Raw genomic sequence first — 16,301 nt, forward strand, 5'->3', positions numbered from 1 at the left:
TCTTCATTTTAATGGTTTAAAACTTAACATCCACACCAAACGTAAGCGTCTTCATCTTAGGTGCTCCAAAGTCTACGCTGCCGCTACGCCCTACTTCCGGGTCGTAGTTTTTATACTTGGCAAACGTCAATAGGTTCGTACCCGAGAAGAAGAAACGGACATTCTCTAAGTAGGCCTTTTTTGCCCATGTTTTCGGAATAGCAACACCGAATGTCAGGCTCTTCAGACGAAGATGGTCTGTCGAGTGGATACGACGGGAGTTGACAACGCTGGCCATGCTGTAGGGGTTACCCACCATAAACATTTCGATATTGGTCTGGTCGCCCGGCTGACGCCAACGGTCACGATAGAGTGTTTGGATCGCTCCTTTTTCCGATTTTCCGGCATGTTCCAGTTTGCTTGCTCCCGAGTCATAGGAATGACCACCCAGGGTAAATGTCCAGAGGAAGCTGAGGTCGAACCATTTGTAACGCAATGAGTTGGTCCAACCACCGCTGATTGTCGGATCGGCATGTTTGTAAAGGATATAATTGGCTTTACCGGCATCGTTGGTGGTACTGCGATCGGCCAGATTTTCCGGGTCGTTGATGTAGTAGGTTGGGTAACCTGTTTCGCTGTCGATACCGGCAAACTCTTTCACATAGAAGCTGTAGTAAGACTCACCCACCCGGCGGATGGTAGACGATCCGGTGATTTCTGTCTGGTCGTTACCCAGGGCAATGATCTTATTCTTGTTATGTCCGAAGTTCAACGCCGAGTTCCAGGAGAAATCTTTTGTGCGGAGGATATCGGCATTCAGGTCTACTTCGATACCGGTGTTTTCAACCTCTCCGATATTGGTCAACAAGGAGCTGAAACCAGTTACGCTCGAGAGGCGCAGGTTGTTCAACAGATCGGAAGTTCTGCGCTGATAGCCTTCCACGGTGATGCCTATGCGGTCGAACAGGCGGAAGTCAACCCCTACGTTGAGGTTGTAGTTCTTTTCCCATTTCAGGTCTTTATTACCGATCTGGCTTTCCAGCATACCCGGTTTGGTATTGTATTTATAACCAAACTGCACCAGGTCCAAATAGCCATAATAGTCGGAAGGCAGGGTTCCGTTGCTACCGTAAGAAACACGGATACGAGCATCGTTCAATACATCTTGTATCGATTCCATAAACGCTTCGGAGGAGAGTCGCCAGGCACCTGATACCGACCAGAACGTACCCCAGCGGCTATCTCTGTGCAAGCGAGAGCTACCATCGACACGGGCACTTGCCCCCAGGTAGTATTTATTGTCGTAGTTATAGTTGACACGACCCAGGTAAGACACCAGGCGCCAACCGCTATCGGTATAACCGGAAAGGCCGCTGATATTGGCTCCGTTAGAGATATTGTGCTTCTCAACCGTTGCGAAGTCTTTGATAGAACCGCTCAGGTATTTGCGCTTCTGCTCTTCTATTTCATAACCGAGTAGGAAGTCTGTATTGTGTTTGCTGCCAAACTTACGGTCATACATCAGGTTGTTCTTCCAAACCATCTTGTCGTATTGCGAAGAGTGCATGCTCATCGAACCATTATCACTTTTACCGTCGGTCGAACGCGGGTCGGTCCATGATTTATAGGCTTCGTTGATCCGGTCGATGCTAAAGGTGGTATTAAACACCAGACCTTCTATAAAGGTATAGTTAGCAAAAATAGTATTGAAACTGCGGTCGACCGTTGTCTTTTTGTAGTTCAGGTCTAACTGCGACTTCGCATTACGCTTGCCGTTTTCCAATAGGTTCTCATTGTAGGTTCCGTCCAGGTTATAGATCGGATCGGAAGGCGAATTCTTATGACGAGAAGAGTACATTGGCGAGGTATAGGTCAATGTTTCCGAGCTGGAGAGCTGGGTCATTTTCGAATAAAGCACATTGGCACCTACCTGCAGCTTGTCGGTCATCTTATACTTCACGTTTACGCGTCCGGTGATACGTTCAAAGCCCTGCTGGCGCACGATACCATCCTGGTTGTTGTACGACAGGGAGGTATAGTAAGAGGTCTTTTTGTCACCCCCTGATGCAGAGAACTCATAGTTTTCGTACGGAGCGCTATCGTTGAACAACGCCTTTTCCCAGTCTTCCCAACCGGTCTCAACGATTGAGGCCCATTTGTAATATTCGGGATGTGATTTATTCATTCCTTCCGGAGCTTGTGGATAGGGAGCCCAGGCGTCGATGTTCTTGTCGGCATAACTCCGGGCATCTTCATCGGAGAGCTTATTCAGGTAACGTCCCTGGTTGTAGAGTCCTTCCCAGAAGGTATCGCGTCTTTCCTGTCCACCCATCACTTCACGGAACGGCATGGAGTATTTAGAGAATCCCCAGTCAGCCTTTAGGTTGAATTGCGGTTTTCCCTCTTTACCCGACTTGGTAGTGATTACCACGACCCCGTTGGCGGCACGTGATCCATACAACGAAGCGGCTGCCGCGTCCTTGATCACGGTGATATTTTCAATATCGGAGGTATTCAGTGAGCTCATGATATCTGTTCCTGCGTCACTGCTGGTCGAGATACTGGTCATTACCGGCACGCCGTCGATCACATAGAGTGGGCTGGTAGAGGCATTAAACGAACCCAATCCGCGAATGGTGATGCTGGTGCTACCACCCGGTGCTCCGGAGGTGCTGGTCACCTGTACACCCGGCGCGCTACCTTGCATCAGCGATTTGAAGTCGGTCGCCGGCACGTCGATCTTGTCGTTCATCTTAATGGTAGAAGCTGAACCGGCGAAAGCCGATTTCTTAAACGTACCATATCCGGTCACGACCACTTCTCCTAATACTTCCGCATCATCTTTCATCACGATGCGCATGGTTTGTCCCGGAGAGACACGGAGTTCCTGTGTCTGGTAACCGATATAGGACACCTGGATGGTCACCGGCTCGTTTTTGTTGAGGGTAAGAATGAAATTACCGTCGATGTCGGTCACGGCGCCCAGGGTAGTGCCTTTCACCATGATATTCACACCTAACAAGGGTTCGCCCGTCTCATCCAATACCGAGCCCTGCAGGGTTGGTTTTTGCTGTTGCGGAGCCGTCCGTGCCGGTTCGGTTTTCGGAGCCGCTTTGCGGATAGCGATGACGCCGTTGTGCAGCGTGTAGGTCAGGTTGGTGTTTTCCAAACATTTGTCAAGGATGTTGGTTACATCTTCTTCGGCTACGTTCAACTCTTCAATTTTCACCTCTTTCACATCGTTGGTGCTGTAGATAAATGTAAAATCCGTTTGTTTCTTCAGTTCCCAGAGAACGTCGTTCAAAGTTACATTGTTAAAGCGGGCTGTAACGGTCGTTTGTGCCATTACATCATCCGATGCCTGAGCAATTCCTGAGGCCAGGAATAGAAAGAGCAGGAATGCACCCATGTAATGCTTCATGTTCTTGTTCATTTTCAGTCTCTTTTTCATAAACAATTAGTATTAAGTTAGTAAGAATTATTTTCTTGATTGAATAATAATTCGCTTATTATCCATCGAAATCTTTACCTTTTCGGTCTTTTCCAATAGTTCCAGGAAGGGGTTGATATTCTCATACCGATCCACATTGCATCCGAAGCGGATGTCGCGAACCTCCTTATCTTTATAGACAATTTCTATATCATACCAGCGAGAGAGGGATTTCATAATGTCTTCCAGACGTTCGTCTTTGAAATGTATTTTCCCATTGATCCAGGAGGTATAGAGGGAAACATCAACGGTGGCTACGCTGAAATCGTCTGTTTCCGTGTTGAATACCGCCTGCTCGGAGGGTTTCAGAATTACCTCCGCTCCGTTCTCATGTGCCAATACCTTAACGCGGCCATCCACCAGGGTGGTATAGGCCTGTTCACCCGGATAAGCCGCGATGTTGAAGGTGGTACCCAACACTTCGATCCGCATCTCGCCGATCTGCACAATAAAAGGTTTGTCGCTCCGCGTCACCTCGAAATAGGCTTCTCCTGCCAATTCAACGGTACGTGTGTCGCCCGTGAACCGGACAGGGTAGCGCAGTGAACTCATGGCATTCAGATATACTTTTGTCCCATCGGCCAGAAAGAGCGAGTATTCGCCGCCGTGTGGGATATCGATTTTATTGTAGATAACCTCCTGTGATTTGGCTTTTTTCTCTACCGTTTGGTAGCTGAGTGTTGTTTGGTCGATATCGATGGTGGTGCCGTCGTCTTCGTTCACCTCCATCTGCTCGGTTTGTTGCAGGTCGATCACCTGCCCGTTGCCCAAGGTCAACATCGCTTTGCGTTCGCCCGGTAGGATAGTGACGGGTTGTGTCGTATGGGCAAGTTGCGATTCCTCCTGTTGTTTATTCAGGGTGATCACCATCGTGCCGATCAGGAGAGGGAATAGAATAATGGCGGCATAACTAAGGATACGAATGATCTGTTTACGACGAAGGGAGGTGTGAATCCGGCTGTTCACCACCTGCCAGCCCTCCTCTTTCGGGAATTTCCCGGTATCATATAGGTAGGCGGCTATATTCTCTTCTTTCCGGATTTGCTGGAACAGGTGTTCATGCTCTGCCGATTCATCGCGCCAGGCGTGCAATTCCTGTTGTTCTTCCGGCGTGAGCGTCTCCGCAATATGTCCGGCAATTAGGTGGGCTATTCTGAAGTTGGGTGTAAGCATATAGTATATAGATTAAATATCCTTTATACTATACTAACAGGCAAGTCAAAAAAGAGGGTGAATGGAAAGGGGAATTAAACAAATAAAAAGATCAAATAATAATATTCTTTCAGGTAGACACGTAGTTTTTTGTAGGCATTTTTCTTAAGTGTTTTCACCGTGTCTTCCGAAACGCCTAAGGATTCGGCGATTTTCGCGTTCTTCATGCCCTCCATGGCCAGACGCATCACGGCGGCCGTTTGGGGTGGCAAGCGATCGATGGCTTCGGTCAGGACACGGTAGGTCTCCTGCTCGATCAGGTGATCGTGGAAGAAGCTCTCTTTTTCTTTTTCTAAGAATTTATGAGCGTATTCATCGACCACTTTGTTGTGCTCGAGCTCGTTGAGCGCTTTGTTACGCACCGAGGTATAGAGGAATGATTTGACCTGATGGAGATAGAAGAAATCCGTGCGGATCTGCCAGAGTTTGACGAAACAGTCCTGTACGATATCGGCAGCCACGGCATCGTTTTCCACATATTTATTGGCAAACAGACAAAGAGGAATATAGAATGTGTCAAAGACATCCCGAAAAACATCTTCTTTAGCTAAATTAATATTGATATGGTCGTTTTGTTCTTCCACCGGACAGGTTTAAGTAGATAGATCTCTGTTACTACAAATATAGTACAACAAAACAAAAACACCATATTTAGACAGGAAAAACTAAGTACATGACAAAATCCTGAGAATTTTCTCAGCGCTTAAAAAACCGTGAGAAAAAATTCTCACCGGCGTGAGAAAAAATTCTCAGAGGGTGAAATTTCGTGAGAAAAGTGGAATAGTCCTGTTTTTTTGACAAAATGATAGTTGGCCGGTGAGGCGGAATAGGTATTTTTTCTACATTTGTTTTTCCATCAAAACAAGAAATGAAAAGAATCACCCTGTTAGTAAGTATTTTCTTTCTTTTCCGGCTGATCGCGACAGCGCAAATCAGCTCCGGAGGGAAGCCGTTGCCGCTGACACTCACCCGGAGCGCGGTACCCGTTTTGTTCGAGGAGATGCCTGCCTTCGATGTGGCGGAAGAGCTGCGCCTCGATTCCCTTACCGGGGAGGATATGCGGGGAAGCTTTCGGTTCGCCTATAAGTTTATGACGGATTTCACGCCCCAGAACTCCGGCACCTCTTTCACCCTGGCCGACGGCACCCGCGTCTGGCGATTGGGTATTCGTTCCGTGGGTGCCTATTCGATCAATCTCCTCTTTTCTGAATTTGAGATACCTCCGGGCGCGCGCCTTTTCCTCTATAATAAAAGCCAGACGCATGTATTGGGCGCTTTCACGCATCGTAACAATTCCGAGCTGCGTATTTTGCCGGTTTCACCGGTCGATGGCGACGAAATCATCGTGGAATACCAAGAGCCGGCGAATGTGCCTTTTGCCGGTATATTGCGGGTGGGGGAGGTCAATCATGCCTATCGTTCCTTCCGCGACCGAGAGCCTACGGATGTCAATGGTTCTTATTCCTGTATGCTACCGCTGGCCTGCCTGCCGGATGATCCGGTCGTGACCGATGAGCTGGGACGAAGTGTGGTTTTATTGATTATCGACGGACAGCGTTTTTGCACGGGGGTGATGGTGAACAATACGGATAACAATGGCAAACCCTATCTGTTGACGGCGTCGCACTGCATCAATTATAATTTCAGCATTACGGATCCGGAAGAGTTTCATGTGCAAGCGGGCACTGTTGTGACCTTTTTTAATTACAACAGCCCTCTTTGCGAAACAATTGTTCGAGCTACCGAAGAGTTGACAATGGCCTCCGCGAAACTGGTAGCGATGAATGAGGCGCATGATATGGCTCTCTTGGAGCTGTTGGAGACTCCGCCAGCCTATTACCAGCCCTATTACGCGGGGTGGACCCTTGCCGAAGAGCCGGAAGCACCTTATTTTAACATTCACCACCCACAGGCGTCGTTGAAACGCTATAACTGGCTGGACGACGGAATCTCTTTGACTACCTATAAAACGATGGGCTTCACCACCGATGCCCATTGGTATGTAAATCGATGGACACAAGGCAGTACGGCAGGAGGCTCTTCGGGCTCTCCGCTGTTCGATAACGAAGGAAGTATTATCGGACTGCTGACTGGCGGATCTTCTTCCTGCGCGAGACCTGAAAGCGATTATTTCTACGCGTTTCATCCCTGTTGGCAGCCTGATGAGGAGAAGAGCCTGCAGTTGAAACACTGGCTTAACCCGTCGGGTAAGGCGGTGACGAAATGGGGCGGATTGAATCCTTATACCGAATCGGAGACCTGTGAGCGGTTGAGCCATGTCAAACAAAGTGGTATTCAGGAAGAAATAACAATGACCACCATCCCCGATAGCCATGAGACGATCCCACTTTTCGGGAACAATCCGTATGACGCCACGACCTATGTAGAGGGCTATGATGTCGCGGGTAATGCGTTGGTCTATGGGGTCTATCTGGTAACACCTTCCGTAGGCAACTCTTATGAGGGCTTGGAGGTGGAAATACATCTGTATGGCGGCGGGGAAACGCCGGGTGAACTCCTGCACGCGGAGCCTTTCCTGCCTACCTATACCGATTGGGACAGGGAAAGCGGCTCTTTCACGGAGCGAGAGAAGAGCCTGAGACGAACGCAGGAGAACTTCGTACGCTTCTCGAAACCGGTCGAGGTAAAAGATCGGTTTTATATCGGATACCGTATTTTGTCGGCTCCGGAAAAGTGCTACTTCGCAGCCTTCAACCTGCCGGAGAGAGAGGGGGCGGAGAACACTACCTGGCTCTTTTATGACAAGAAGTGGATAGAGGCATCGGCGCATCCCAAGCGGGCGATGGCAACCTCTTTGTTTGTCGATCCGGTGGTTCAACGAGAAGATAAAAGCGGCAACACGGGCATGGATCGAGACGACCAGGTATTGGTGTCGTTGAGTGCCGATCGCTCTCAATTATACCTGCTTTTACCGGACGGAATCAACCAGGGTGAGCTTGCTGTTATGGATATACAAGGGCGCGTTTTGCAGACCTCTTCGCTGCGCAATCAGCAGGAAACGATCCCCCTCATTTCGTATTCTCCGGGCGTTCATCTGCTGAAAATAACATTCAATAACAATCAGGTGGTAAAGAAGGTGTTATTTTAATCAAAATAGAAAGATTTTATACCTTATTTGCTATCCATAACGAAAAAAAGGTTTAGTTTTGCATATTGCTGTTATTGTGCAGTAAAGGGCTAAACACAGATATGAGAAACACACTAAGCACATAAATATTTAATATAAAGTAACATTTAAACTTACATCGAATTATGAACAAAAAAATCTTATTGCCATTATTTACATTGGCAGCCATTCTGACTCTTTCTTCCTGCTCAGGCAAGTTGAAACCGTTAGCTAGTGACTACATCAAAGCGGAACCGCAACCGCTGGAAGCTATTGGCGGACAAGTGCCGGTAACTATCAATGCCACTTTCCCTGCTAAATGGTTTAACAAAAATGCAACGGTTACAGTAACGCCGGTATTGCGTTATGCTGGTGGCGAAGCTTGGGGCGACGCCTTTACCTATCAGGGCGAAAAAGTAAGCGGTAACCATCAGGTGATTCCGCAGAAAGCAGGTGGTAACGTAACGATGCGTACCCAGTTTGCTTACAAACCGGAAATGAAGAAATCTGAACTTTTCCTGACCTTCGATGCTAAGATCAAGAACAAAACAATCCAATTGCCGGATCTGAAGATCGGTGAAGGTGTATTGGCTACTTCTGCTTTGGCGGATGCCGGTACGGCTTCTGCAGCAATTGGTGCTGACAAGTTCCAACGTATCATCAAGGAAGCACACGATGCTAACATCATGTTCCTTATCCAACAGGCTGAACTGCGTTCAAAAGAATTGAACAAAGGTGAAATCGCTGACTGGAAAAACCTGGTGAAAAATGCTGACGAAGCACCTAACCAGAATGTAGCTATCGAAATTTCGGCTTACGCATCTCCTGATGGTGGTGTGAAACTGAACACAGGTCTGGCAGAAAGACGTGAAGCAAACACTTCTAAATACCTGAACAGAGAATTGAAGAAAGCGAAAGTAGACGTGCCTGTTGACGCTCGTTACACCGCTCAGGACTGGGACGGATTCCAACAATTGGTTTCTAAATCAAACATCCAGGACAAAGACCTCGTATTGCGTGTATTGTCTATGTACACAGACGCAGAACGTCGTGAACAAGAAATCAAGAATATCTCTTCTGTATTCAGCGTATTGGCTGACGAAATCCTGCCGCAACTGCGTCGTTCTCGTTTGACAGCTAATATCGAAATCATCGGTAAATCTGACGACGAAATCAGCGCTTTGGCTAAGAGCAGCCCGAAAGAACTGACAGTAGAAGAAATTCTGTATGCAGCTACTCTGACCAACAACGCAACTGAAAAAGAAGCTATCTATAAGAAAGCAAGCGAATTGTATCCGAGCGACTACCGCACATGGAACAACATCGGTATGATGCGTTTTGCAGCTGGTGACCTGGCGCAGGCAGAACAGATGTTCAACAAAGCTAACTCTGTAAAGAGCAATCCGGAAGCTAACATGAACTTAGGTTTGATCGCATTGACAAAAGGCGACAAAACAAAAGCACAACAGTTACTGGGTAGCGCTTCAGGCGTTGCTGAACTGAGCGAAGCACTGGGTGTTCTGTATCTGGAACAAGGCGAATATGCGAAAGCTGTGAACTCTTTCGGTTCAATCAAGAGCAACAATGCTGCTTTGGCTCAGATCATGGTAAAAGACTATAGCAAAGCACAACAAACGCTGAACGCCGTAGCCAACGCTGATGCTGTTACCGATTACCTGAAAGCTGTTGTTGCTTCACGCACAAACAACTCTGCAGGTGTGGTTAGTAGCCTGAAAGCCGCTATCGCGAAAGATCCTTCTTTGAAGAAAGAAGCAGCTCTTGACCTGGAATTTGCTAAGTATGCTGCTGATGCAGCCTTCTCCGGTTTGATCAAATAAGCGGATTATTCCAATATCATAGAAAAGCCGTCCCTTTTCGGGGCGGCTTTTTTTGTGATCTGCCGGAAGATAATATCTTTGTAAGGCTTTAAACCGAAAATACTATTTATGGAACATCTTGGTAGTTGGATTAACGGAATCAACGACTTTCTCTGGACCTATCTCCTGATTGGGCTTCTTTTGGGTTGTGCGCTTTGGTTTACACTACGTACACGGTTTGTGCAGTTTCGCATGCTGGGCGAGATGGTACGCCTCTTGGCCGACTCGGGAAGCAAAAAAAAGGGCGAGAAGCAGATCACTTCTTTTCAAGCCTTCGCCGTGTCGCTGGCCAGCCGTGTCGGCACCGGTAACCTGGCGGGAGTAGCCACGGCGATTGCCGTGGGTGGCCCCGGAGCGGTATTCTGGATGTGGGTGATCGCCCTGTTTGGAGCTTCCAGTGCCTTTATTGAATCGACGCTGGCGCAGCTCTACAAGGTACGAGGCAAGGATTCCTTTGTCGGTGGCCCGGCCTATTACATGCAGCGCGGATTAGGCAAGCATTGGATGGGCGTTCTCTTTTCTCTGTTGATCTGTGTCACTTTTGGCTTTGCCTTCAATTCGGTACAGAGTAATACGATCTGTGCCGCCTGGGCGAATGCCTTTGGAGCCGATCCGACCACGATGGGGATTGTACTGACAGTAGCTACGCTATTTATCATCTTTGGAGGTATCCAGCGGATAGCCAAGGTGAGCAGTATTCTGGTGCCCGTGATGGCCGTAGGCTATATTATCCTTGCCTTGGGTGTTGTTCTTTTGCATATCACGGAGCTTCCCGCAGTCATCAGATTGATCATTGATAGCGCCTTTGGCTGGGAACAGCTGGCCGGGGGCGGAATAGGCGCCGCCTTGATGCAAGGCATAAAAAGGGGACTCTTCAGCAACGAGGCAGGCATGGGTTCGGCACCCAATGTGGCTGCTACAGCCGACGTCTCCCATCCTGTCAAGCAAGGACTGATCCAGGCCTTGGGCGTTTTCACCGATACCTTAGTGATCTGCACCTGTACGGCTTTCATCATTCTCTTTAGCCGGGTGCCATTGGATGGTTCGCTGAACGGCATCGCATTGACACAGACAGCATTGACCAGCGAAATAGGCAGTAGCGGAAGCATTTTTGTTGCCGTGGCGATCCTTTTGTTTGCCTTCAGTAGTATTATCGGCAACTATTATTATGGAGAGGCGAACATACGCTTTTTTACCTCCCGGCGTTCCGTCTTGTATGTTTACCGGATCTTGGTGGGCGCGATGGTGCTTTTTGGCGCCTTGTCGAGCTTAGAATTGGCATGGAGCCTGGCTGATGTAACGATGGCACTGATGGCCGCCTGCAACCTGGTGGCTATTCTCCTGTTGGGCAAGCAGGCCTTCCGCCTGTTGGACGACTATCTGACACAGAAACGTAAAGGAGTGAAAAACCCTGTCTTCCGAAAAGAGTCCTTTCCCGATCTGAAAGATAAATTGGATGCCTGGTAACCGAATAGACTCTGATTTGTTATACATACATGAATTACCTGGCTCATATATTCCTTTCCGGTGCTGACAAGAAAAAGCAGCTTGGGAACTTTTTTGCCGATGCGGTGAAAGGCAGCTCCTATAAAAACTATCCGCCGGCTATACGGGACGGTATCCTTCTGCATCGGGCTATCGACGATTTCACCGATAACCACCCGGCTGTCAAAGCAACGATTCAGCAGATGCGCCCTTATTTCGGACGTTATTCAGCCGTATTACTCGATATCTATTTCGACTACCTATTGGCTTCCCGGTTCGATCTCTTCTCGGATATTCCCCTGAAACGATATGCCAGAGGCTTTTATTTTACGCAGATCCGCTACCGAAGGTATCTTCCGGATCGCTTTAAGCGTTTTATGTGGCACTTTATCCTAACCAACCGCCTATATAAATACGCCAGCCGGGAGGGCATCAAAGAGGCCTTAGAGATCATGGTCAGCGTACACCGCATCACCATTTCCCCTTCGGAAGCGATCGATTACCTTCAGGAACACGAAACGGAGCTATGGAATGTGTTTCGCCCTTTCTTTACAGAGTTGCAGGAGTTTGCCAGCCGCTTTGCGACTTCTTAGAAGTTAAGAAGTCAGAGAAGTTAAAGAAGTCAAGTAGGATAAATTATCAAGTCGAAATTAACTTCTTTGACTTCAAAGGAGCGAAGCGACTGATAACTTCTTTAACTTCTTTGACAACTACTGATAAATCAAACTAAAGAGTTTCTCTTTGGCAAATACCTCATTGGCTACCTCCAGGATATCTTCGGCGGTGATCTTTTCGATCTTGGCAAACACCTCTTGCAGTGTATCGTAGCGGTTATAATGCAGAAAGCTCTTTCCAAAACCGAGGAATACCCCCTCCCGGTGGTCGCTCGACACACCCATTTGCCCGATCACCTGCTTTTTAGCGGCAGCAAGCTGCGAGCCGGTGAGTTTCTCCCGGCAGATCTTCTCCAACTCTTTATGTACCAACCGTAGCGATTTCTCCAGGTTCTTGGGATCGGTGCCGAAATAGATATTCGCCAGTCCGGTGTCGGTATAGGAGATAATGCTCGATTCCACATTATAAGCCAGGCCGTTCTTCTCGCGCAGAGAGACATTCAGGCGACTGTTCATGCCCGGCCCTCCTAATATATTATTTAATAGAAAGAGGGAAAGCCTTTTCTCTTCAAACATATTGAAAGCGCGACTACCTATCAAGGCATGCGCCTGATGGGTATCTTTCGTCACCTTTTTATGATAGGGAGCGATATAGGGCGGCGCCTCCCGATTGAGTATTTCCCCCGGCAGGTTGATGTCCGACAAGGCCTTTTCTACCTCCTTCAGTATCTTCGCAAACGGACGTCGTCCCATCGAAAAGAAGACCATATTGGATGGCACATAATAGCGCGACAGGAACGAACGTCCTGTCTCCGGGCGGAAAGAGAGCAATGAGGCCTCATCGCCCAGGATATGATGCCCCAGGGCATGGCCATTGAAGAGCTGGTTCTCGAACTCATCATAGATCAATTCCGACGGACTGTCTTCATACGAGTTGATCTCGTCCAGGATCACATCCACCTCTTTTTCGATCTCCTGCGCCGGGAACTGGGAATGAAACACCAGGTCGGACAATAGTTCAAAGGCACGACTGAAATGCTCTTCCATAAAAGCGGAATAGATAAATGTCTCCTCCTTGGTGGTATAGGCATTCAACTCCCCTCCGACATGTTCCATGCGATTGAGGATATGCCAGGAACGGCGTTTCTCGGTTCCTTTAAACAGCATATGCTCCACGAAATGAGCCAGCCCGAATTCGCCCGGACGTTCGTCGCGTGTCCCGGCGTTGATGGCAAATCCGCAATAGAAAACCGGCGATTCCATCGGCAGATGAACCACCCTGAGACCGTTCGGCAGTTGATGTATGTGATAGTGCATTTGTCGCTTTTTTATTGAGCGCGTAAAGATACGATAATTAGTCAGACAAAAGAAAAAAGTCGGTCGGTGGCTGTTATCCTAAGAGAATTCCCTACTTTTGTGGCAAAAAGTAAAATGCTATGACGAAAGAAGAAATCTCGAATATCCTGGATCAGGAAGCCACGGCTGTGCGTAACATACCGGTAGTCGAAGGCTATGGTGAAGCGGTAGCTCTTATTTTGGAGCATGTCCATGAAAAAGGCGGTACGCTGATCACCAGTGGTATGGGCAAAGCTGGGCAAATAGCGATGAATATCGCTACGACGTTCAGCTCCACGGGTACCCCCTCCTACTTCCTGCATCCCAGTGAAGCACAACATGGCGACTTGGGTATCGTACGCCCCAACGACCTGATGTTATTGATCTCCAATTCGGGAAAGACACGCGAATTGTTGGAGCTGGTCACGTTGGCACGCGGCATAGCCCCGGGCATTAAGTTTATTGTGATCACCGCGAACCCCGATAGCCCGTTGGCCGGGGAAGCAACGGTTTGTCTGCCTACCGGTAACCCTGCAGAGGTATGTATTCTCGGCTTAGCACCTACCACATCGACCACGGCGATGACGGTGATCGGCGATATTTTGGTGGTCGGCACCATGCGCCGCATTGGTTTCTCTAACCGCGACTACGCCAAACGCCATCATGGTGGCTACCTGGGCTCGAAGAGCCGCGAGCAAAGCGAAAAAGAATAACTCCGTCGTTTACCCTATTTTCTATGCGCAAAGTCATTGGGATTGGCGAGACCATCCTCGATATCATTTTTAAAGACGATCAGCCCCATCGAGCCATTCCGGGCGGGACAGTATTCAATGGATTTGTTTCTCTCGCCCGTATGGGGGTGCCCCTCTGTTTTATCAGCGAACTGGGCAACGATCCGATCGGCGATATCATCCGCCGTTTCATGCAGGAAAACGGCCTTTCCACCGACTATATTGATGCCTATCCGGACGGGAAAAGCCCCCTGGCACTGGCCTTCTTAGACGAAGAGCAAAACGCCTCCTACATGGTCTACAAAGACTATCCGGCACAGCGGCTGGATGTTGGTTTCCCGACGATCCAGGAGAACGATATCTTTATCGTCGGTTCCTATTACGCCCTCAACCCGGCTGTCCGCGAAAGGGTAGCGGAGTTTCTGCAATATGCCCGCGACAGGAAAGCCATTATCTATTACGATCCCAACTTCCGCAAGCCCCATGCCCACGAAGCGCTCCGGTTGCGCCCGGCGCTGATCGAGAACCTGGAGTATGCCGATATTGTACGCGGATCCGACGAAGACTTCTTCTGGCTCTACGGTGAAAAAGATATGGAGAAGATCTACGAACAACATATCCGCTTCTATTGCGAGCGGTTGATTTGCACCCACGGCTCCAAAGGCGTGACGATCTTTTCTAAAAACAATCGGGAGCATTTCCCGACACCCTGCATCACGCCGGTGAGCACGGTAGGAGCAGGCGACAACTTCAACGCCGGCTTTATCTACGGCTTATTGAAATACCATGTCACGCACGACAACCTCAACACCCTCGACAAAACGACAGAGGCCAATGTCATGCGCTGCGCCATCGACTTCGCCGCCGAAGCCTGCAAAAGCTACGACAACTACATCTCCCAAGAATTTGCCGAAAGCTATCGGTAGGAGAAGGGAGGTAGGAAATCTTCAGATTTTGGAAGATTTGAAGGAGAAAGGAGAAGGGAGAAAGGAGAAAGGGCGTCTTCAGATTTAGTAAAAAATGAAGATTTCTTAGTGATAAAGTAGTATCAAAATTTCTCCTCCTTTGCTAAGGAGGAGAAATTTTGTCACTACTTTTATACTCTTTATGATTGTAAAACCTTCCCCCTCTCCTCCGATTTGATTCCCAAGGAGCGCTGCAAGCGTGAGATTATGCATAACCGTATGCAAGCGTAGCGCAGCTTACGGTATAGCGACTACCTGTCAATCAAGCGCCGCAGGTGCGAGATCTGCCATAATCCCGCCCCATGCGGGGCTTTTTATATAGATGATTCTCTACCGTAAGCTGCGCTACGCTTGCATACGGTTATGCATAATCTCACGCCTGCGGCGTGCTTTCCCACAAACCTTCCCATCTTCTCCCTTTCTCCTTTCTCCCTTCTCCTTCCCATCTCCTCCTACCTGAAGAAAAATACCTGTTCCCTATGTCAAACTATTAATCACCAATCACTATACCCCCTCCTCCATCGATAGCGATTTGGGCAAATGTTAAAAACTAATTTTTAAGCAAAAAGGCCTTTTTTGTAACAATCTCATACGTTAAAAAGTGTTACTCGCCTGACTAATTTAAAATACCCCTGCCTTTTTGCACAAAAAGTCGGGCGAAAGTTTTAAATCGTAAGTTGAGGGTTTTCGAAAAATCTAACGAATTAACTCATATTAACAGTTCATTTGTTCCTTTAAAATGATCTTCTCATTAAACCTTTGGCATTCTTTCCTGTCAATGAATACACAAAGCGCTTTGGTAAGGTAAAAAGAATGTTGAATATTTTTAATAGATATTAGTTTTATGAAAAAGGTAATAGGATTGAGTATGGTTATCTTGTTGAGTGCTGTGTCGGTTTTTGCACAGGAGAAACAGCAGCGGAGAGGACCGGAGCAGAGAAGAGATGGAAACAAGCGTATGGAACGTATGGAGGAGAGGTTGAAACTCGATGAGCAGCAGATCGCAGCCTATCAGAAGCTCCAGGAGTCGATGAAAACGAAGAGATTGGCGGATCAGGAGAACCGAAAGGCGGAACGCGAACAGATGAGGGCCTTGCGCGACAAACAACACAGCCGGATGTTGGCTATGCGAAGTGAACGCGACGAAGAGATGAAAAAGATACTGACGGAGGAACAATTCAAACAGTATCAGGAGATGCAAAGGCCAAGGTTTGAGAAACAACGCCCGCCCCATGAAGGAAAAATGCGCAGAGCGCCCCGGGGAGAACGGCCTCCTCACCGAAAAGAGTTCCGCCACGAACGGAATATGGAAAAAGGATAATCGTTTTGTGGGTAGAGTATCTAAAGAGGGTATGACAAGGGTTCATATCCTCTTTTTTAAATTGTTTTTTGGGCGTGTCCGAGAAACTGTGTCAGCATCTTTTTTTAATAAATCAATACTCATCGGTCGGGGAGCGCCCTAGCGGCAAGGGGCGGGACCACCCGT

11 protein-coding genes are annotated in these 16,301 nt (G+C 48.2%); 7 read left to right on the forward strand and 4 right to left on the reverse strand.

Features of this window, described 5'->3' with window-relative positions; genetic code table 11:
• Window positions 1-16: 16 nt before the first annotated feature.
• The 3 genes from M2134_RS10215 to M2134_RS10225 all read right to left on the reverse strand — a co-directional run bounded on the left by M2134_RS10215 (window position 17) and on the right by M2134_RS10225 (window position 5,265).
• Window positions 17-3,412, reverse strand: a complete 3,396-nt coding sequence (locus M2134_RS10215; protein ID WP_280752442.1) for a TonB-dependent receptor — start codon at window positions 3,410-3,412, stop codon at window positions 17-19.
• 45 nt (window positions 3,413-3,457) lie between these two features.
• On the reverse strand, window positions 3,458-4,642 hold the full coding sequence (locus tag M2134_RS10220) for a FecR family protein (protein ID WP_280752443.1): 1,185 nt from the start codon (window positions 4,640-4,642) through the stop codon (window positions 3,458-3,460).
• A gap of 74 nt (window positions 4,643-4,716) precedes the next feature.
• Entirely contained in the window at window positions 4,717-5,265 is a 549-nt protein-coding gene (locus M2134_RS10225) for an RNA polymerase sigma-70 factor (protein ID WP_280752444.1), read from the reverse strand.
• A 284-nt stretch (window positions 5,266-5,549) separates the two neighbouring features.
• Between M2134_RS10225 and M2134_RS10230 the strand changes: the two genes are divergently transcribed.
• From M2134_RS10230 to M2134_RS10245, 4 genes are all read left to right on the forward strand, one after another.
• A complete protein-coding gene (locus tag M2134_RS10230; RefSeq protein WP_280752445.1) occupies window positions 5,550-7,790 on the forward strand; it encodes a T9SS type A sorting domain-containing protein in 2,241 nt (746 codons plus the stop codon).
• A 164-nt stretch (window positions 7,791-7,954) separates the two neighbouring features.
• On the forward strand, window positions 7,955-9,646 hold the full coding sequence (locus M2134_RS10235; RefSeq protein WP_280752446.1) for a hypothetical protein: 1,692 nt from the start codon (window positions 7,955-7,957) through the stop codon (window positions 9,644-9,646).
• 108 nt (window positions 9,647-9,754) lie between these two features.
• Window positions 9,755-11,152, forward strand: coding sequence for an alanine/glycine:cation symporter family protein (locus M2134_RS10240; protein WP_280752447.1), 1,398 nt, complete (start codon window positions 9,755-9,757; stop codon window positions 11,150-11,152).
• Window positions 11,153-11,181: 29 nt separating this feature from the next.
• Complete coding sequence (locus M2134_RS10245) at window positions 11,182-11,763, forward strand: ACP phosphodiesterase (protein WP_280752448.1); 582 nt, start codon at window positions 11,182-11,184, stop codon at window positions 11,761-11,763.
• 117 nt (window positions 11,764-11,880) lie between these two features.
• Here the strand turns inward: M2134_RS10245 and M2134_RS10250 are convergent, their stop codons facing one another.
• Window positions 11,881-13,101 (reverse strand): pitrilysin family protein, encoded by a 1,221-nt coding sequence (locus M2134_RS10250; protein WP_280752449.1) that lies wholly within the window; start codon window positions 13,099-13,101, stop codon window positions 11,881-11,883.
• A 119-nt stretch (window positions 13,102-13,220) separates the two neighbouring features.
• Between M2134_RS10250 and M2134_RS10255 the strand changes: the two genes are divergently transcribed.
• The 3 genes from M2134_RS10255 to M2134_RS10265 all read left to right on the forward strand — a co-directional run bounded on the left by M2134_RS10255 (window position 13,221) and on the right by M2134_RS10265 (window position 16,136).
• Window positions 13,221-13,832: an SIS domain-containing protein gene (locus tag M2134_RS10255; protein ID WP_280752450.1), complete on the forward strand. Its 612-nt coding sequence runs from the start codon at window positions 13,221-13,223 to the stop codon at window positions 13,830-13,832.
• Between the two features lie 23 nt (window positions 13,833-13,855).
• Window positions 13,856-14,776, forward strand: coding sequence for a carbohydrate kinase (locus tag M2134_RS10260; protein WP_280752451.1), 921 nt, complete (start codon window positions 13,856-13,858; stop codon window positions 14,774-14,776).
• An 883-nt stretch (window positions 14,777-15,659) separates the two neighbouring features.
• A complete protein-coding gene (locus tag M2134_RS10265; protein WP_280752452.1) occupies window positions 15,660-16,136 on the forward strand; it encodes a hypothetical protein in 477 nt (158 codons plus the stop codon).
• Window positions 16,137-16,301: the final 165 nt, after the last annotated feature.

This window comes from Parabacteroides sp. PM6-13, assembly GCF_029892605.1.
Taxonomy (GTDB): domain Bacteria; phylum Bacteroidota; class Bacteroidia; order Bacteroidales; family Tannerellaceae; genus QVMG01.

What these genes read in the sequence shown, in the direction of transcription:
- M2134_RS10235 (WP_280752446.1), top strand. Translation starts at nt 7,955, where the DNA reads ATGAACAAAAAAATCTTATTGCCATTATTTACATTGGCAGCCATTCTG.
- M2134_RS10215 (WP_280752442.1), bottom strand. Translation starts at nt 3,412, where the DNA reads ATGAACAAGAACATGAAGCATTACATGGGTGCATTCCTGCTCTTTCTA.
- M2134_RS10265 (WP_280752452.1), top strand. Translation starts at nt 15,660, where the DNA reads ATGAAAAAGGTAATAGGATTGAGTATGGTTATCTTGTTGAGTGCTGTG.
- M2134_RS10230 (WP_280752445.1), top strand. Translation starts at nt 5,550, where the DNA reads ATGAAAAGAATCACCCTGTTAGTAAGTATTTTCTTTCTTTTCCGGCTG.
- M2134_RS10220 (WP_280752443.1), bottom strand. Translation starts at nt 4,642, where the DNA reads ATGCTTACACCCAACTTCAGAATAGCCCACCTAATTGCCGGACATATT.
- M2134_RS10255 (WP_280752450.1), top strand. Translation starts at nt 13,221, where the DNA reads ATGACGAAAGAAGAAATCTCGAATATCCTGGATCAGGAAGCCACGGCT.
- M2134_RS10250 (WP_280752449.1), bottom strand. Translation starts at nt 13,101, where the DNA reads ATGCACTATCACATACATCAACTGCCGAACGGTCTCAGGGTGGTTCAT.
- M2134_RS10260 (WP_280752451.1), top strand. Translation starts at nt 13,856, where the DNA reads ATGCGCAAAGTCATTGGGATTGGCGAGACCATCCTCGATATCATTTTT.
- M2134_RS10245 (WP_280752448.1), top strand. Translation starts at nt 11,182, where the DNA reads ATGAATTACCTGGCTCATATATTCCTTTCCGGTGCTGACAAGAAAAAG.
- M2134_RS10240 (WP_280752447.1), top strand. Translation starts at nt 9,755, where the DNA reads ATGGAACATCTTGGTAGTTGGATTAACGGAATCAACGACTTTCTCTGG.